The organism is Paenibacillus marinisediminis (assembly GCF_054343325.1).
The window spans coordinates 930,546-946,886 of the sequence record NZ_JBTGUH010000001.1 but is presented as its reverse complement, the minus strand read 5'-3'; the positions used below and the strand labels follow the sequence as shown (position 1 = coordinate 946,886).

The following is a 16,341-nucleotide window of genomic DNA, read 5'->3' as shown; positions in this document are numbered from 1 at the left end:
TGGAAGGATGAATAAGGAATCGTATAGCAGCATGCTCGAAGCACTTGAGCAACGTACAGTTGTACAGAACGTTAAAGGGATGGATATGACGATCAAGAAGCTCCCGGACTCGGATGCTGAGGGAGAGTTGGATGCACGTGTACTTCAGACGACGCTCGAAATGGCTGAGAAGATGGCGGCGATGGAGAAACCGGCTGAAGGTGAATTCGATCTGATGAACATGGTGCAAGGCTTGCGAGCCAGTATGGGGTGGCCGAATACCGATGTGACGACAACCGCTATTCGTACGGATGCAATCACCATCGAGGGCTCGGAAGGCGCTATTCCAGTACGTATCTACTCGCCAGCTCAAGGCTCGAATCTGCCGGCGGTCGTATTTTTCCACGGAGGGGGGTTCTTTGGAGGCACGGTTGATGTTGTAGAGAATCCTTGTAAAGCGATCGCGGAGAAAGCCAATGCTGTCGTGGTCTCTGTGGACTATCGCCTTGCGCCTGAGCATGCTTATCCTGCTGGATTGAATGACTGCTTCGATGCTGTTCGCTGGGTATATCAGAATGCGGAAGCATGGAACGTCAATTCGCAGCAGATCGTTGTGTGTGGTGATAGTGCAGGAGGCAATCTCGCGACTGTATGCGCGATGAAGGATCGAGATCTAGGAACGGGAATGATTAAGTTCCAAGCGCTGATCTATCCGACGGTGAACATGGCAGGGGTCATGACGGATGATTTCGAATGGAATATCGATGAATATTCGATCAACAACCATCGTGAGCTGATTACAGCTAGCTTGACAGGGATGAGCGGCTTGACGAATTTGTTAGACAACATTTATTTACAAGGTAGAGAAGCTGCGACAAGTGCCTATACTTCACCTCTATTAGCCGAAGATCTAAGCGGCATGCCCGAAGCGCTAATTATTACGGCAGAGTATGATTACTTGCGGCTGGAATGTGAAGCGTATGCTAGAAAGCTGCAGCGTGAGGGTGTTATGACGCAGATGATTCGATATAACGGCGTGGATCATGCATTTATGGATAAGATCGGATTCTATCCGCAGGCAGAAGATTGTATGGCTGAAATAGCGAAGGCTATCAAGGGCAAGTTTGAGTAATGTTCATTTTACCAGGTATGATGTGGTTCTAATGATGCTGTCGTGCTAATATGGAAGTTTCAAACTCCTGCGGGCTGGAATGGTCTGCGGGAGTTCTTTGTTATTCGAGGGATATAGATGTGAGGTCAATAACCCGCAGGGATCCCGCTGTTTAGGCAATGTTACTGCATATATGCGGAATCAATGAAAGGTTCATATCAAAACACCCCTAGAATAGATCAGTACTGAGATGTCTAGTCTCATTGATCATTCTGAGGGGTTCAGTTCGTTATATATGAAGTCTCTTATACGACAATGTTTGCTAAGTTGAATGAAATCGCCTATTTCATTTCCTGAAGATTCATCTCGACCTGGTATCCAATCTTGCCTGCACTGAATATGATCGTCTCCCAATTAGCTGCAGAATCATCAATGGCAGTCATTAAGCTCTTTTTTCATGCCCTTGCTTCTTATGATTTCTAAATTCATATAATTTAACGAATGTAAGTGCACCGCCAGAACCAAGACCCAAACCGTAAATGAAGTCAGGCAGACCAATAGTATACCTTAGTATTATTGTTGTGAAAATTATAATCAGACTTAGATCTTTATTCTTCATGATGCTCCCCCTACCATTTTACCCATATAGTACAATATTTCATAAGCAATCATAAATGAAGTATAACACACACTCATCTCAAGACCGCTTTACGAAAAGCTGCAACTGGGGTAAAAAGTGGACACCCTTTAAGTGAAAATAGATAATTCTGCAGAGTTGGAAAGCCCAATACCGCTATGAGATTCAATTGGTGTCTTTAGTCACATCGGATAAGTGCGTCAGCTCGAACAGCAATCGCGAGAAAAGGAACTGGAGAATCAGGAGAGGAACGTCACCTACTGAATCAAAACTTCATAAGGGGTTCAGTTCCGTTATATATGAAGTATCTTATACGACAATGTTTGCCAAGTTAAATGGAATCGCCTGTTTCAAATCTTCAAGATTGAACTCGACCTGGTACCCAATCTTGCCCGCACTGAATATGATTGTTTCAAACTTAGACGCTGAATCATCAATGGTAGTCATGAAGCTCTTTTTCATACCAATGGGTGAACATCCTCCGTGTACATACCCCGTGACAGCCAACAAATCCTTCGTTTTTAGCATTTCAATCGATTTTTCGTTTACGCTATGAGCCGCTTTCTTCAGATCCAGTTCATGTGCAACAGGAATTAGAAAGACATAATATTTCTTGGACTTGCCTATCGTTACAAGTGTCTTAAACACTTGATCAGGATCCTGCTTTAAAACCTCTGCCACCTCAACGCCACTAATGGCGTCTGTATCGGCGTAACTATAACTTTTGTATGTTATTTTCATTTTATCTAATATTCTCATGACATTGGTCTTGTATTCCATGCTAAACCACCTTGCAGATAAGATTTCCTCGTAATCTTGAATAGAGAGTCTATGTCGTGGATACCTTCATGTTACTACGGTGTCATTGAACTTTCAATGAAAGTGGTTATGCGGGCTTTTTTGATATGTGGGGTAGGTAAATGCTGGTATAATGAGGGGGAGGGTTATTAAGGTAAATGTGGTGCTAAGTCCGTTGAATTCGGCGCTGACCGCCTTAAGCCTCTCGGATTCGTAGATAAAAGAACGTTAGCTAAAAATCTTGCAATAAATGAGTGATAGTTAAAGGGAGCGAAATATGAAAAAAATAATCTTTCTATTATTAGGCATTCTTATTGTTTCTAATGTCATTTGGAGTTATCTGTATATTGAAAACATTGAAAAAGCGTCAAAAGCCGTTGTTCAATATTACAATCTTAATGGTACAGGGGAAATGTGGAGTATTACTGATTATAAAATAATAGTCTCCCCCAGCAAGATTTTTCGAGGTCATGGAAAATTAGCATACAAAGGTGATCCGAAAAATATCGAGGATAGTACTTATTATAAATATGAAATCAAGGAAATAGATCCCAATGGTGATCATGACTTAGTTTATATTCATGAAGCAAGTTCAGAAGCTGGACCAGTAGCCATTCTAATCAATCTTAATGATTTAGGTTCTATTACAGGCGATTATACTTATGACGAACTAAAGAAAGATAAACAAAACTATGAAAGTACTACTATAACAATTACATGGAATGATAATAATGGGGAACTCCATTCTGAGACAATTAACCTTGATATTGATAGTGAGATTACAATAAATAATGAATAGTGCGGCCTCTCGGATTCGTAGATGGAAGAACGTAATCTGAAATCACATTAGACCGTTAAAAACGGAGGGTACAATAATGAAATATTTTATTATCACAGGTTCATCTCGTGGGATTGGAGAAGCAATAACAAAAAAATTAATGGTCAAAGATCATCATTTGATCTGCGTTTCAAGACAACTTAATACCGATCTTACTTCAATTGCAAATACAGAAAATGTTCCCTTAGATTATTTTGAATTCGATTTAAATCATGTTCAAAAAATTGATGATCTAATGAAAGAAATTATTGGGAGGATTGATGAATCAATAGTAGAGTCAATATATTTGATTAATAATGCTGCGATTGTTATGCCGGTTGAATACATAGATCAAAGTGATCCGGATAACATTATTAGTCATATAAATATTAATTTGACTGCTCCAATGATACTTTCTTCGTCCTTTATTAAGTATTCGAAGCATTTTAAAGTGGATAAGAGAATCTTGAATATCTCTTCAGGTCTATCATTTAATTTAAAACCAAGAATGAGTTGTTATTCTACTTCTAAAGCAGGACTCGAAACATTTACTAAGTTAATAGGGATTGAACAAAATGAAGTGCAAATAATGGCGGTAAGACCAGGAGCAGTAGATACTCAAATGTATGAAGAATCAATTATAACAGATGAATATGCAAATAAAGTGAAATTGGCCAATCCAAGTTATGCAGCGGATAGAATTCTAATGTTTTTATTTGATCGATTTGAACATGGAAAAGTAATTAAGGGGTGGTAAATGTGAAAAATATATCAGAACTTATTTTCGAAGATAACGCATGGACGATGATTCAAGATTGGATTCGTGATTCACAAGTAAATATTCGTATACTTGAGAATACAAAAGCTGAAGGTGAGGAAGCGCTCTTTAATTTACAAATAACCAATAAATCTACTATGGGAGCGATTGCACTGGAGTGTGGTGGTATTGTTGTAGATCACGGTTGGTTGTACTTACTTGGTTCAGGGAACCCAGAAATATTTGGCTCACTGCTTAATAACAAACATCAATCACTCCTCGAAGAAGGGTTTGTTGTGGCCCATGATGTAGTAGGAGGGATCTTTGCTATTAATACTGGAGGATTTGATAATAGCACTCGTAATATTTATTATTTTGCGCCGGATACATTGGAGTGGGAAGACACTGGTAAAGGATATACTGACTTTATTTATTGGGTATTATATGGTGATCTGAATAAATATTACGAATCATTTAGATGGAGTAACTGGATAGAAGATGTAAGTGTATTAACTAGAGATCAAGGAATATCGATATTTCCATATTTGTGGACGGAACAGGGCAATGATGTTGAAAATAGCCACAGAAAAGCAATTTCTATTAAGGAAATATGGGGAATACAAAGTGATTTTAGAAATGAAATTTAAATAGTTTTGTAGGCTTAAAGGAAGAAGAGATGGGTAGAGAAGCGTATTCTACTCACAATCCCGCGAGGTAAAACCTAATAACACCATATTCAAGAATCAATATAGGAACGCTTGTACGCAGGTGTGAATAAAGGTAAAATATAACTACAATTGAATCTTGGGTGGGCATGGTTCCCTTCGAAAGGAGGTGAACCATGGAAGTAAAAGATGCAATAACGATTATGTTCCTTTTCGGAATGTTCATTCTTGCACTCTTAACTTACATTGATAATAACAACAAGAAAAAGTAAAACCCACCCATAGATTAGCGCCTAAGGTGGGCTTTCGCTCTAAATGACTTAGAAGGGGAAAACCATCCAAGCCAATTGTATTGACCAAGTGTTCACAGCACTTGGTCTTTATTACATATATAATACCACATGTAAAAACATGTATCAAAGTAATGTTAAAAGCGTTAAAAGATATAAAAAGCTAATGTAAGTGATTCAGAGCAGCCATCCCGATCAGAGACCACCGTATCTTCGCTGCAGGCGTTGCCCTAGGTTCGCAAGAAGTGGATTAAGCGAACAACCCTGCGAGACTAAGTTCGTTGGACCCAGCGCTGAGCGCTTTAAGCCTCTCGGGTTCGTAGATACAAGGAACGATATTTGAAACTGTGGAAACCTGGAAGTAATGCAAAGCGTATCAATATCAAAGATTTACTCCAATCTATAAAAAAGGGGGATAATCAATGAAGGTATTTATAACAAGTGTTGTAAGTTGTTTGGTTATCAGTTTAATTACATTTCTAACTGGTGGTTTGGGTCTTACCTTAAAAATAAATTCTGGAATATGTGCTGGTCTTTTAATACTAGCAATGATTTTTTCTGGTTCATTTGTAAGTGGCGATCGAATGAGGGCAAATTATAATTCAAGTTCGAAAGAAGACAATATTCAAAAAAATAAATGGACTGATAAATTATTACTAATTTCAGTTCCTTTTGTAATTGTATCAATAAGTCTTTATTTTCTTAATTAAGAGAGTTAATAACTATTGAACAAGAGAAGCTTTGGTTATTTCAAGAAGTCGTCAGCATTAGATAACATCATATTTAAGCTGCGGGCTACGCCCTTGGTTCGCAAGAAGAGGTTAGCATAGAAGCGGATTCAGCTCACACCCCTGCGAAGATAAGTCCGTCGGACCCGGCGGCGCGTACGCGTCTTAGGCCTCTCGGATTTATATATACAAGAAAGTTATCAGAAATGACTGAAATAATAAAATACTAAACACAGATGAGGGAGTGTTAATATGTCAGACCAGTGGGATATTTATTTAACTCAATCAGACAATAACAACGTATTTGTCAGACTAGATTTAGGGATCAAGGATAGTGTGCCAATTTCCGGCGCGGACAAGCTAGTACAAGTTAGTATACAAACCAAGAGTTTATTTTCAAAGAAATTGGATTTTGAACTACTTAGTAAAATTGAGGATGAAATTGATAGTGCATTGACAGAAAGTGATTTTTTAATTGGTGTTATCACAGTAGCAGAGACAAGAACATTTTATATGTATACCAATCAAGAAAAGAACTTATTCAATACGGTCGAAAGAATTCTTTCAAAACATAAAAAACAAACTAGTAACATTACAATTGTAGATGACCCTGAATGGAGTTTTTATTTAGAAACCCTCTATCCAGATATTTATGAATACCAATGGATGCAAGATAGACATGTTGTTGAACAATTGAAGGCAAATAACGATGATCAGCAAGTCCCTCGGGAGATCAATCATTGGCTTTATTTTAGTGATGTTGCAAGTAGGGAGAGCTTCAAAAACAAACTGGATCGTGATGTCTATAAGATTATTGAAGAAAGAGCACTTGAAGAAGAAACGGATAATCCATATCAACTTTTAATTTCACACGAGAGTACTACTGAACTTGAAACAATTTATCAATATACAACAGAGCTAATTCAGAAGTCACTTGAGGTTGGTGGGGATTATGATGGATGGGAAACCCACGTGATTAAGAGTAAGTAATTAAGCGCAAAGTACATTAAGAAAGAAGGAATTCCTATGAATAAAGGTAATTCTAGAAAATCTTTAGTGATTATCCTTCACGAAATCTATGGATTAAATGATCATATAAACTTTTTTGGTGATGAGATGATCAAGGAAGGTTTTGATGTACTTTGTCCAAATCTAATAAATCGAGAATCATTTTCTTATTATCAAGAAGATAAAGCATATCATTATTTTATGAATGAAATTGGATTTACTAGAGCCTTAAATGAGGTATTAAATATAGTAAATCTAAACAGGGAGAAGTATGATCATATCTTTATTATTGGATTTAGTATAGGTGCGACAATTGCGTGGATGAGTAGCGAGTATGGGGTTGATGGAATTGTTGGATTTTATGGATCGAGAATTAGAAATCATGTAGAGATAGAACCAAGTTGCGCTACTTTATTATTTTTTGCAAGGCATGAGAAATCATTTTGTGTATTGGAATTAGAAGAAAAATTAAGAACTAAGCAGAACACATCTGTAGAAATTATAGAAGCCGAACATGGATTTATGAATCCTTATTACAACACATATAACTCCAAGGAGTACATGGAATGTATAAAGAAATGTAAAGCTTTTCTTAAACAAATCAAAGAAGGCACAGACATCCGATAACATTAATATTACTACAATTGAATCTTGGGTGGGCATGGTTTCCCTTCAAGCAAATACTTTCGAAGTAAGTTTCCTTCGGAAACTTTGAAGGAGGTGAGACCATGGAAGTAAAAGATGCAATAACGATCATGCTCCTTTTTGGAACATTCATTCTTGCTCTTTTAACATACATTAATCATAACAACAAGAGAAAGTAAAAACCCACCCAAAGGTTAGCTGCCGAAGGTGGGTTTTGTTCCTACGACTTAGAAGGGAATAAACCATCCAAGCCAATTGTATGGACCAAGTGTTAGCGCACTTGGTCGTTGTTAAATATATCTCATCATATTAGAAAAGATGCATCAAAGAACTAAATATATATAAAAAGGCATAGCGATACTAAATGAAAGTGTCTTGAAGAGACATCCCCATCAGATAACACCATAACTACGCTGCGGGGCGTTGCCCTTGGTTGGCAAGATAATGTAAGTAGAGAAGTAGATTCATCGAACAACCTTGTGAGGCTGAGTCCGTTGGACCCGGCACTGAGCTCATTTAGCCCCTCGGTTTGTTGATGCAAGAACGTTATGGGAAATTGTGGAAGTTATTCAAAATCCATAAAAGTATACGAAAAAGATGCTTTTATATATGGAGGAAAGAATGATTAGATCAAAAATCGATAGAATATTAAAAAACTTACCAGAAGAAGAATTAATAAGAGTATATTTTTATGCTGAGCACCTACAAAAGGAGTATCGATTTAAGAGTAGTTTAAATGACAAAGGCGTAGTTATAGAAACTATCTTTGAGGAATCGGAAAATATAATAGCCTTATGGGATAAAACGTTTGCACATGATATCAGTGAAGAAGTAAAAGAGAAAATATATTATGACCAGTTTAAATGGCACATTTTTAGTAATTGGAAGCAACTCTGCTCAGAAAAAAAAGCGGCCAGAACAGCATTTGATGCTGAAGTGAAAGATGAATTATATGTGATGTATCAAAGCTCACCTTATATCTTTCTATACAAAAATGCAAAGGAAGTAGTCGCGAAAGATTTTGATTCTCAGCAAGATGTATATATTTTTGACAAAGACTTTACTTGGACGTATGTGCATACACATGAATCGATGTATGGCCCATACTATTACAAAGTTAAATAAGAGATAGGTATGAACTCGCAAATTGATTCAATGAAGGCAGCAACTTCTTATAACACCGTATCTACGCTGCGGGCTACGTCCTTGATTAGCATGAAGCGGAATATAAAGATATTGAATCAGCGAACAACCTTGCGAGACTAAGTTCGTCGGACCTGGTGCGTTCGTTCGCACTTAAGCTTCTCGGGTTCGTAGATACACAAACGTTATCGAAAACTGCAAAAATAAGGAGTACACAGTGAAGAAACTTATTTTCTTTGTTATTGCAATAATTTCAACAACCTTAGCAATATTTTTATTAATTTTTATCCCAAGGAAGTCAATATTAATGCTCAAGGCATAAAATATAGATTAGGAACTGAGCTTTTAGGGTCAGAAAAACTTGTAAATGTAAATATTGAAGGAAAGCTATACAAAAGTATCTTCGGGGAAAGAAGATTTGAAGGTACTATTGACATAGCGGGTGAAGAAATACCTGTTCCATTAGATCAGAGAAAACTAAATATACTAATTACAGATGAAGGTTGGGGTGCTATTAACTATCCGTATTTTAAATATAGAAAAGAGGATAATGCAACAGAAAGTTCTCATAATTATCAATATGGATCTCTAGTGATAAATGACGATTTCACTAAGGTAACAATATTAGTTTCAGATCAAAATCAATTAAAGGATAGTAGCGGTAATGGATGGAATTCTGAGAGTGGTCAAATGATAACAGCTCCAGCCAGTAGTAGAATAGAAGCAATTAGTATAACCATTGAGATAACGGAAAAATTTTTAAGAGGATTAAAATTAAAGTGAAAAAAATAAATGTTAGAGAATCAGGATGGACAGACATCCGGCTTGAGAATGGAGGTGATCATATTAGTAACATTGACAAGCGAGATAGACTCAGTGAAGAAGTTTTTAGTTATAAAACAACTAAAGACAATAAAGTCTTTATTTACTGGAAGGGAAAGCAAGTTACTATTCTGTCCGGTAAGGCGAGTGATAAGTTTTTAAAAGCAATAGAAGGTAAGGATCATAAGGAAACCCAATTAGTAATGGCTAAAATAACAGGAAATTTTAAACGTGGCAATGAGAAAGATAATAAATCAAAGTAGTGAGTTGTTGGTGATTCAAGAAGGCTCTGCGTGTCTTAAGCCTCTCTGGTTACGTTAATATAGGAACGTTAGCTGAAATGATGTAAGTTTATCTTTAGTATTCTCAGGAGGTGGAGAAGTTTGAATAATCCATGGAAGAACAACAAGTTCGCTACTGAGAGTCTACTGCGTGTAGATAATAAATTTTTAACGGGAACAAAACAAGAAGTGGATTTTATTGAAAGAAAGTTAGGAATAATTAATGGTGATAGGGTGTTAGATTTAGGCTGTGGTGCAGGGAGACATTCGATTGAGATGGCTTCGAGGGGCTATCTTATGGACGGGGTGGACATATCAGAAACAATGTTATCCGCAGCTCACCAACGCGCAGCTGAGGCTAATGTAAATATAAATTTCTATAATCAGGATTTGAAGGATTTACACATGTTATTTCCAGAAGAGAGTATTTTTAATGGAGCGATATGTCTTTGTGAATCCGGCCTGGGTGTACTTGGAGGAGTTGCTGAAGATATCAATTTTTTAAGATCGGTTTATCGATTATTACAGCCTAGGTGCAAATTTATCTTAACAGACTTCAATGGACTTAGAAGATATCTTCACTCACGCGATAACAACCCAAAATTTGATTATATCAATGGCATCATTCATTGGAGCTGCAGCATAGAAGAGAATGAAATTTTACAAGAAAAACAAAGACTGTATATTCCATCGGAACTCAAAATGCTATTTGAGTTTGCAGGATTTAAAGATGTAATAATTTATGGTTGCTCGCCAGGTAACTTTCGTGAGCAGATACTAGTAATAGATGAAATTGAAATGATGGTAATAGCGACAAAGGTATAGATTAATTTGAAAATCAGGCAGTCAACTCTGCATCATCTAAGCTCGATCGTGCCAGGCCCGATGGACCTTAAGGTAATGAAAGTTTCGTGAATGCAAGAACGTTATGTTCAACACCTTAAAGACTGTAAAGAATATTATAAACTAAAAAAATAAGGTGGGAAGCTACATGGAGAATTGGGACTATAACAAACCTTGGTTCCACGGTTCACCATCAATTTTAAACGAACTCTTAGAAGGCAGTACGATATCTCAGGATAGAGATCTGGCTAGAATATTTTCGCATAAGCCTTCATTAGTTGTCGTGGATGATAGTGGGACTAGATATCATAATGGCAAAGCTAATGGCTATTTATATGTGATTGACGATACTATCACACCTAATGATGTTTATCCTCACCCAAAGACTTCTATGAACCCAGGAGAAGAATGGCTAATTTCAAGACCTTTGAAAGTTAAAAAAATCGCGGAAACAAAACCAATATTGGAAGAGCAATTATCAATCGAAGACGAAGAGAATTTAAAGAAGAGACTAAATAAGTGAAAGGGATACAAGCTGCATTTAAAACTCCATTTAAAATATAAATTAAACCCTGATAAGAACACTTGTACGCAAATGAAAATAAAGGTAAAATATAACTACAATTGAATCCTGGGTGGGCATGGTTTCCCTTCAAGCAAATGCTTTCGAAGTAAGTTTCCTTCGGAAACTTTGGAGGAGGTGAGACCATGGAAGTAAAAGATGCAATAACGATCATGCTCCTTTTTGGAACATTCATTCTTGCTCTTTTAACATACATTAATCATAACAACAAGAGAAAGTAAAAACCCACCCTAGAGTAGAAGCGGAAGGTGGGTTTGGTTCCTGAATGACTTGAAGGGAATAAACCATCCAAGCCAATTGTATGGACCAAGTGTTAGCGCACTTGGTCTTTATTAAATATATATTATCATATTTGAAAAGATGCATCAAAGAAATAAATGAACATAAAAACATTGTGGGAAAACATATTAACGCATATTGAAAGTATTTCAAAGAGGACATTCCTATCATCAAGGAGGACTAGTTAGAGAAGGAGTTGAATCATGCTACATTTGACTTGTACTTATATAATTGTGAAAGATATGGAGAAATCAATATCCTTTTATGAAACCGTCTTGGGTGTTAAAGCACAATCAATGAATATAAAGAGATGGGCTCAATTTGATTGTGGGAATACCTTAGCACTATGGAATCCTGAATATGATCTTGAACTAATAAGAAACAATGATAATATAGATGAGCATTTTAACAATGAGTATCTATTATATAAGCATAGTCACAAAGTTAACTACGGAAATAATGTCATATTGAATTTAAATGTAGCAGATCTTCAGGTAGAATATGAACGCATTAAGTCCATGAATATAGGTAAAGTAACAGAAATCTTGTACATAAATATAGTTCAACCCTATTATTGCTTCATGCTTGAAGATCCGGATGGAAATATGCTTGAGATAACTGGACCATATAATAAACAATAAATATCAATATAATTACACCTAAACAAGGAGTTATAATATGGCGCGCTCTCCATTTCAAATACTAGTATTTCCATATATCAAGAAGAATGACTCAGATGAATATTTATTCGCAATCTTCAGAAGATCAAGAGAAGGATATTGGCAAGGGATTGCCGGAGGAGGAGAAGAGGGAGAATCAATATTAGAAGCAGCAAAACGAGAAGCCTATGAAGAGGCAGGAATATTAAACATAAACAAATATATCGAATTAAATTCGAGCTCAATGCATTCAGTGATAGATGTTGTTGGTAGTTTTTTGTGGGGACCAGATATTTATGTGATTCCAGAATACTGCTTTGGGGTTGAATTAGAAGTTCAGGATATATTCTTATCAAACGAACATAAGGAATTTATGTGGGTTACATATGAAGAGGCTAGAGAAATGCTCAAATGGGATAGTAATAAAACGGCGCTATGGGAATTAAATCAAAGACTTTTGAGAGATAATTCCTAGCAGGCAACTACCATATAAAGTCGGATACAGAATGTTATACGAATAGTTATTCATGTCCGTTTGGATTGCGATCAAGAAGTGTGGGTGCAAACTATGAAGTTAATTAGCAATAATGAATTAGTCACTTATTTTGAAGAGTTTCTTCAAGAAGAATCGATAGAAATCAGATTTGCATATTCAGGGATATTAGATGTGTTCGATTACTGTCTTTCAGAAGTTGAGGCTAAAAAAATCATAAAACCATATCAATATCATAGGGAGCATGAAATCAAGTTTATTCATTTGTTTAGATCCTTGTTTAACGTTGATTATAAATGCACAATAAATTTAAGAGAACCATTGCGCAAATTAAATAAACACCAACAAGATCGTTTGAATGAACATGAAATTGAAATTTATAACATGGTTCAAAGTCAAAAAGTGAAGTTGCTTATTGCGGATAATGAAAATGAACTAGATTTCTTTATGAAATTATCAACCCAAGAGATACATTTTTGTGATTATATTTTTGATAATGAAAATGTCATTATTAGTGGGAACTATGATTTGAGTTTCCCGATGTATTATCAGGACGATAAATATAAAGAACTAGTTGAAATGAATCATTTGCATGTACGTTCATGGTAATTAACATTATACGAAATTGCTGGGGAACAATAAGATCTGGAGGATCTACGATATGGAGATATCTTTAATCAAATCAGGTTTAGATGAAGCATCCATCATTCATGAAATGCAGATCAAAGCGTTTATGCCTTTATTAGAGAAATATCAGGACTATGAAACAAGTCCAGCAAACGAGTCAGTTGAGCGAATAATGACTAGAATGAATCAACCATATTCCGATTATTTCACTATAAGATGTTCAGATATTATTGTTGGTGCAATTCGAATTGTAAGGAAAGAAAACGATATTTATCGTGTTAGTCCAATATTTATTTTACCTGAACACCAAGGAAGAGGAATTGCTCAGCAAGTATTTGCTAAGATTGAGGAGATGCATGATGACGCGAGAATGTGGGAACTAGACACAATTCTACAAGAGCAGGGTAATTGTTACCTCTATGAAAAGTTAGGTTATAAGAGAGTTGGAACTACTAAAACAATTAACGATAAGATGTCGATTGTCTTTTATGAAAAGCATTTGCATAAGCTTTAGAAGGAATCGTACAACCCTGCGAGGCTAAGTCCTTCGGACCCGGCGCGGAGCATCGTAAGCCTCTCGGATTCGTAGATACGAAGACGTTAATTGAAAGTGACGTATTATTTTTAGAACCTAATGGAACTCATTTTGGAGGAGAAGCACTATGGAAATGAAAAAGGGGTTACTAATAATTGACGTTCAACTTGGTATGTTTGACGAATCAGATCCTGTCTTTCAGGGAGAGATATTACTTAAGAAGATCAATCACTTAATAGGTAGAGCTCGGTCGGCAGATATTCCGATTTTCTATATTCAGCATAATGAAAGAGCAGGGCAGCCATTAGAACCTGGAACACCTGGATGGGGCATTCACCCTAATATCGCACCACATACTCATGATGTAATAATTCAGAAGAATACCCCGGATTCATTCCATAAAACAAGGCTTCAACAAGAACTCGAGACAAGATCAATTAATGAATTAATAGTTACTGGAATTCAATCAGAAATCTGTGTAGATACGACTTGTCGCAGAGCATTTAGTTTGGGATACAAGGTTCAACTTGTTAGTGATGCACATAGTACTTGGGATTCTAGTAATCTTACAGCATCGCAAATCATTGATCATCATAATAATTTGTTAAGATGGTTTGCTGAAGTTAAGCAGAGTGAAGCGGTATTTTTATAAGATGTCTATTTCACAAAACCTTAAAAGGGAGAAGATCCAGATGAGTCCTTTGATTAGTAAAAAAATTTCAGGTGCGATGTATTATGCTCAAGACTTAGAGGCAGCAAGTAAGTGGTATTGTGATAATCTTGGTCTTAGTCTGGGTGATCATGACTTCAAAGATTTTGTTGAACTGACAATCGATGGGCAGTATGTAATGCACTTGTTTAAGTCCGATGATAATGACCGGGTAGCACGTGCTACTTTTAGCTTTTCAACGAATGATATTCAAAACACCTACAAGTTGTTAAGAGGTAGAGGAGTCGAAGTATCTCCATTAAATGAATATAGTGACCACGCAGGCTTTACTTTTAGAGATTGTGATGGAAATCAATTAATGTTTTGCCAGTTCAATAAATAGATTGTGAAAGATAGTTGACGGTAATTCGAAAAAGTAAGATGGATACTGGTGGTTAAACTTACACCTTAGAAAGGTTGGAAATTAAGTGTTTGTGTACTGGTTTAGTTTATTGTTATTCTCCTCACTCGGAAGTTTTATTCTCTGGATTTTCCTCTACAAAATTGTATGGGAATCTTGGAAAACTCGAGAAATAAGAAAACGAAGAAAGAGAAACAAAAAGGTTGTCAAGAGGACGTTTTTCGGCAAAATGAAACATGTTCTCGGACTTGGATTATCTTTTATTTTCGCTTTAGTTTTATTTATTGGCCTACCTGTCTTCTGTTTCTACGTTGCAGTTCCGACTTGGTTAGACCTACCTGTTGTGCTTACAGGTAACTATGCCGAGATGACAGGTTATTTAACAAATAGTACAACTGTTGATTTGTCAGGTAAGTCATGGGGTTACCCATATTATGCTTATATTGATGGAGAATTCTATAATTCTCTAGTACCACTCGATTCTTTTGAGGATCAAATCATTACTGTAGATTATCTACCTCACACGAAAGTAATTGTGGACACGCAGTAACCACTCTTATCTAAAGGATGAAAATTATTATGGATAAACGACTAACATTTAATGAGGATGTAGAGAACTACGATAAATGGAGACCGACTTATTGTGATGAATTATTCAAAGATATTATAGAGTATTCTCAAATTGAGCAAGGCAAAAAAGCAGTTGAAATAGGTATTGGAACAGGTCAGGCAACAAGACCCTTTTTGGAAACTGGCTGTGACTTAACGGCCATTGAATTAGGAAAAGACCTTGCGGAATATTCAAAATTGAAGTTTATAGACTATAAAAATTTCACGGTATGCAATACAGCATTTGAAGAATATGAATGTCCCGATAGCAGTATTGACTTAATTTATTCAGCTACTGCATTTCATTGGATTCCAGATGAGATTGGTTATCCGAAAGTCTCTAAGTTATTAAAAGCGAATGGAACACTAGCATTATTATGGAACCGTCCATTTGTATCACGAGGAAATGATGAGTTACATCAGAATATTCAAAGCATCTATCAAAAATATAGACCTTCCAGTACCAAAATTGTGGAGCATGATACTGAAAAATATGAATGTCGAAAGAAAACAATTCAGGCATATGGATTTAGAGATATTGTGTTCAAATTATATCATTTGACAAGAACATTTTCTTCGTCTGACTATATTGCCTTATTAAATACATATTCAGATCATAGAACAATGCCATCAAACACAAGAGTATTATTTGAAAATGAGATTAAGGAAGCGATTCTACGTTTTGGTGATGTGTTATATGTTTATGATACGATCGATTTGTATTTAGCAAGAAAATGATTTGTTTTCATTCCTCACCTTAAGGTGAGGATGGTTCGAGAATACAGGAACGTTATCGGAAATCAGTGTAAATCAATATTAAGGTAGGAATTTCTTAATATAAGAACACTTGTGCGCAGATGTGAATAAAGGTAAAATATAACTGCAATTGAATCTTGGGTGGGCATGGTTTCCCTTCAAGCAAATGCTTTCGAAGTAAGTTTCCCCAGTCGCTCAAGATCCTT

The 16,341-nt window shown here is 36.1% G+C and carries 25 protein-coding genes; 23 read left to right on the top strand and 2 right to left on the bottom strand.

All coding sequences use genetic code 11. The features are described from left to right. The first annotated feature begins 7 nt into the window (after nt 1-7). Nucleotides 8-1,111, top strand: coding sequence for an alpha/beta hydrolase (locus ACXX53_RS04505; RefSeq protein ID WP_458567384.1), 1,104 nt, complete (start codon nt 8-10; stop codon nt 1,109-1,111). Nucleotides 1,112-1,532: 421 nt separating this feature from the next. Here the strand turns inward: ACXX53_RS04505 and ACXX53_RS04500 are convergent, their stop codons facing one another. Both ACXX53_RS04500 and ybaK read right to left on the bottom strand, forming a co-directional pair. Further along, entirely contained in the window at nt 1,533-1,709 is a 177-nt protein-coding gene (locus ACXX53_RS04500; protein WP_458567383.1) for a hypothetical protein, read from the bottom strand. A gap of 327 nt (nt 1,710-2,036) precedes the next feature. Beyond that, nucleotides 2,037-2,507 carry a Cys-tRNA(Pro) deacylase gene (ybaK, locus tag ACXX53_RS04495; RefSeq protein ID WP_458567382.1) on the bottom strand — a complete coding sequence of 157 codons (471 nt, stop codon included), beginning with the start codon at nt 2,505-2,507 and terminating at the stop codon, nt 2,037-2,039. A 295-nt stretch (nt 2,508-2,802) separates the two neighbouring features. Between ybaK and ACXX53_RS04490 the strand changes: the two genes are divergently transcribed. The 22 genes from ACXX53_RS04490 (at nt 2,803) to ACXX53_RS04385 (ending at nt 16,117) form a co-directional block, all read left to right on the top strand. Further along, nucleotides 2,803-3,324, top strand: a complete 522-nt coding sequence (locus ACXX53_RS04490; RefSeq protein WP_458567381.1) for a hypothetical protein — start codon at nt 2,803-2,805, stop codon at nt 3,322-3,324. Nucleotides 3,325-3,400: 76 nt separating this feature from the next. After that, nucleotides 3,401-4,099, top strand: coding sequence for an SDR family NAD(P)-dependent oxidoreductase (locus ACXX53_RS04485; protein WP_458567380.1), 699 nt, complete (start codon nt 3,401-3,403; stop codon nt 4,097-4,099). 2 nt (nt 4,100-4,101) lie between these two features. Further along, a complete protein-coding gene (locus ACXX53_RS04480) occupies nt 4,102-4,746 on the top strand; it encodes a DUF2625 family protein (RefSeq protein WP_458567379.1) in 645 nt (214 codons plus the stop codon). Between the two features lie 194 nt (nt 4,747-4,940). Continuing rightward, nucleotides 4,941-5,036 carry a competence inhibitor ComI gene (gene comI / locus ACXX53_RS04475; protein WP_458567378.1) on the top strand — a complete coding sequence of 32 codons (96 nt, stop codon included), beginning with the start codon at nt 4,941-4,943 and terminating at the stop codon, nt 5,034-5,036. Between the two features lie 440 nt (nt 5,037-5,476). Then, on the top strand, nt 5,477-5,764 hold the full coding sequence (locus ACXX53_RS04470) for a DUF5316 domain-containing protein (RefSeq protein ID WP_458567377.1): 288 nt from the start codon (nt 5,477-5,479) through the stop codon (nt 5,762-5,764). A 270-nt stretch (nt 5,765-6,034) separates the two neighbouring features. After that, complete coding sequence (locus ACXX53_RS04465) at nt 6,035-6,772, top strand: DUF695 domain-containing protein (protein WP_458567376.1); 738 nt, start codon at nt 6,035-6,037, stop codon at nt 6,770-6,772. Nucleotides 6,773-6,808: 36 nt separating this feature from the next. Continuing rightward, on the top strand, nt 6,809-7,417 hold the full coding sequence (locus tag ACXX53_RS04460) for a dienelactone hydrolase family protein (protein ID WP_458567375.1): 609 nt from the start codon (nt 6,809-6,811) through the stop codon (nt 7,415-7,417). A gap of 101 nt (nt 7,418-7,518) precedes the next feature. Continuing rightward, nucleotides 7,519-7,614, top strand: coding sequence for a competence inhibitor ComI (gene comI / locus ACXX53_RS04455; RefSeq protein ID WP_021255831.1), 96 nt, complete (start codon nt 7,519-7,521; stop codon nt 7,612-7,614). A gap of 442 nt (nt 7,615-8,056) precedes the next feature. Beyond that, entirely contained in the window at nt 8,057-8,560 is a 504-nt protein-coding gene (locus tag ACXX53_RS04450; RefSeq protein ID WP_458567374.1) for a DUF4275 family protein, read from the top strand. 609 nt (nt 8,561-9,169) lie between these two features. Next, complete coding sequence (locus ACXX53_RS04445) at nt 9,170-9,361, top strand: hypothetical protein (RefSeq protein ID WP_458567373.1); 192 nt, start codon at nt 9,170-9,172, stop codon at nt 9,359-9,361. Beyond that, entirely contained in the window at nt 9,358-9,663 is a 306-nt protein-coding gene (locus ACXX53_RS04440) for a hypothetical protein (RefSeq protein ID WP_458567372.1), read from the top strand. The genes ACXX53_RS04445 and ACXX53_RS04440 overlap by 4 nt, the downstream gene beginning before the upstream one ends. Nucleotides 9,664-9,783: 120 nt before the next feature. Further along, the gene (locus ACXX53_RS04435; RefSeq protein WP_458567371.1) at nt 9,784-10,506 is read left to right on the top strand and encodes a class I SAM-dependent methyltransferase; all 723 of its coding nucleotides are present in this window, start codon (nt 9,784-9,786) and stop codon (nt 10,504-10,506) included. A gap of 166 nt (nt 10,507-10,672) precedes the next feature. Continuing rightward, nucleotides 10,673-11,047, top strand: a complete 375-nt coding sequence (locus tag ACXX53_RS04430; RefSeq protein WP_458567370.1) for a hypothetical protein — start codon at nt 10,673-10,675, stop codon at nt 11,045-11,047. Between the two features lie 185 nt (nt 11,048-11,232). Further along, the gene (comI, locus tag ACXX53_RS04425; protein WP_021255831.1) at nt 11,233-11,328 is read left to right on the top strand and encodes a competence inhibitor ComI; all 96 of its coding nucleotides are present in this window, start codon (nt 11,233-11,235) and stop codon (nt 11,326-11,328) included. A gap of 261 nt (nt 11,329-11,589) precedes the next feature. After that, the gene (locus ACXX53_RS04420; RefSeq protein ID WP_458567369.1) at nt 11,590-12,027 is read left to right on the top strand and encodes a VOC family protein; all 438 of its coding nucleotides are present in this window, start codon (nt 11,590-11,592) and stop codon (nt 12,025-12,027) included. Between the two features lie 37 nt (nt 12,028-12,064). Then, nucleotides 12,065-12,520: an NUDIX hydrolase gene (locus ACXX53_RS04415; RefSeq protein WP_458567368.1), complete on the top strand. Its 456-nt coding sequence runs from the start codon at nt 12,065-12,067 to the stop codon at nt 12,518-12,520. A 93-nt stretch (nt 12,521-12,613) separates the two neighbouring features. Beyond that, nucleotides 12,614-13,147, top strand: coding sequence for a hypothetical protein (locus tag ACXX53_RS04410; protein WP_458567367.1), 534 nt, complete (start codon nt 12,614-12,616; stop codon nt 13,145-13,147). A 52-nt stretch (nt 13,148-13,199) separates the two neighbouring features. After that, nucleotides 13,200-13,679 carry a GNAT family N-acetyltransferase gene (locus ACXX53_RS04405; RefSeq protein ID WP_458567366.1) on the top strand — a complete coding sequence of 160 codons (480 nt, stop codon included), beginning with the start codon at nt 13,200-13,202 and terminating at the stop codon, nt 13,677-13,679. Nucleotides 13,680-13,833: 154 nt separating this feature from the next. After that, nucleotides 13,834-14,352 (top strand): cysteine hydrolase family protein, encoded by a 519-nt coding sequence (locus tag ACXX53_RS04400; protein WP_458567678.1) that lies wholly within the window; start codon nt 13,834-13,836, stop codon nt 14,350-14,352. A gap of 40 nt (nt 14,353-14,392) precedes the next feature. Next, the gene (locus ACXX53_RS04395) at nt 14,393-14,752 is read left to right on the top strand and encodes a VOC family protein (RefSeq protein ID WP_458567365.1); all 360 of its coding nucleotides are present in this window, start codon (nt 14,393-14,395) and stop codon (nt 14,750-14,752) included. A 247-nt stretch (nt 14,753-14,999) separates the two neighbouring features. Further along, nucleotides 15,000-15,320 (top strand): hypothetical protein, encoded by a 321-nt coding sequence (locus ACXX53_RS04390; protein ID WP_458567364.1) that lies wholly within the window; start codon nt 15,000-15,002, stop codon nt 15,318-15,320. Nucleotides 15,321-15,349: 29 nt separating this feature from the next. Beyond that, nucleotides 15,350-16,117, top strand: a complete 768-nt coding sequence (locus tag ACXX53_RS04385) for a class I SAM-dependent methyltransferase (RefSeq protein WP_458567363.1) — start codon at nt 15,350-15,352, stop codon at nt 16,115-16,117. Nucleotides 16,118-16,341: the final 224 nt, after the last annotated feature.

What these genes read in the sequence shown, in the direction of transcription:
- ACXX53_RS04505 (WP_458567384.1), top strand. Translation starts at nt 8, where the DNA reads ATGAATAAGGAATCGTATAGCAGCATGCTCGAAGCACTTGAGCAACGT.
- ACXX53_RS04500 (WP_458567383.1), bottom strand. Translation starts at nt 1,709, where the DNA reads ATGAAGAATAAAGATCTAAGTCTGATTATAATTTTCACAACAATAATA.
- ybaK (WP_458567382.1), bottom strand. Translation starts at nt 2,507, where the DNA reads ATGGAATACAAGACCAATGTCATGAGAATATTAGATAAAATGAAAATA.
- ACXX53_RS04490 (WP_458567381.1), top strand. Translation starts at nt 2,803, where the DNA reads ATGAAAAAAATAATCTTTCTATTATTAGGCATTCTTATTGTTTCTAAT.
- ACXX53_RS04485 (WP_458567380.1), top strand. Translation starts at nt 3,401, where the DNA reads ATGAAATATTTTATTATCACAGGTTCATCTCGTGGGATTGGAGAAGCA.
- comI (WP_458567378.1), top strand. Translation starts at nt 4,941, where the DNA reads ATGGAAGTAAAAGATGCAATAACGATTATGTTCCTTTTCGGAATGTTC.
- ACXX53_RS04470 (WP_458567377.1), top strand. Translation starts at nt 5,477, where the DNA reads ATGAAGGTATTTATAACAAGTGTTGTAAGTTGTTTGGTTATCAGTTTA.
- ACXX53_RS04465 (WP_458567376.1), top strand. Translation starts at nt 6,035, where the DNA reads ATGTCAGACCAGTGGGATATTTATTTAACTCAATCAGACAATAACAAC.
- ACXX53_RS04460 (WP_458567375.1), top strand. Translation starts at nt 6,809, where the DNA reads ATGAATAAAGGTAATTCTAGAAAATCTTTAGTGATTATCCTTCACGAA.
- comI (WP_021255831.1), top strand. Translation starts at nt 7,519, where the DNA reads ATGGAAGTAAAAGATGCAATAACGATCATGCTCCTTTTTGGAACATTC.
- ACXX53_RS04450 (WP_458567374.1), top strand. Translation starts at nt 8,057, where the DNA reads ATGATTAGATCAAAAATCGATAGAATATTAAAAAACTTACCAGAAGAA.
- ACXX53_RS04430 (WP_458567370.1), top strand. Translation starts at nt 10,673, where the DNA reads ATGGAGAATTGGGACTATAACAAACCTTGGTTCCACGGTTCACCATCA.
- comI (WP_021255831.1), top strand. Translation starts at nt 11,233, where the DNA reads ATGGAAGTAAAAGATGCAATAACGATCATGCTCCTTTTTGGAACATTC.
- ACXX53_RS04420 (WP_458567369.1), top strand. Translation starts at nt 11,590, where the DNA reads ATGCTACATTTGACTTGTACTTATATAATTGTGAAAGATATGGAGAAA.
- ACXX53_RS04415 (WP_458567368.1), top strand. Translation starts at nt 12,065, where the DNA reads ATGGCGCGCTCTCCATTTCAAATACTAGTATTTCCATATATCAAGAAG.
- ACXX53_RS04410 (WP_458567367.1), top strand. Translation starts at nt 12,614, where the DNA reads ATGAAGTTAATTAGCAATAATGAATTAGTCACTTATTTTGAAGAGTTT.
- ACXX53_RS04405 (WP_458567366.1), top strand. Translation starts at nt 13,200, where the DNA reads ATGGAGATATCTTTAATCAAATCAGGTTTAGATGAAGCATCCATCATT.
- ACXX53_RS04400 (WP_458567678.1), top strand. Translation starts at nt 13,834, where the DNA reads ATGAAAAAGGGGTTACTAATAATTGACGTTCAACTTGGTATGTTTGAC.
- ACXX53_RS04395 (WP_458567365.1), top strand. Translation starts at nt 14,393, where the DNA reads ATGAGTCCTTTGATTAGTAAAAAAATTTCAGGTGCGATGTATTATGCT.
- ACXX53_RS04390 (WP_458567364.1), top strand. Translation starts at nt 15,000, where the DNA reads ATGAAACATGTTCTCGGACTTGGATTATCTTTTATTTTCGCTTTAGTT.
- ACXX53_RS04385 (WP_458567363.1), top strand. Translation starts at nt 15,350, where the DNA reads ATGGATAAACGACTAACATTTAATGAGGATGTAGAGAACTACGATAAA.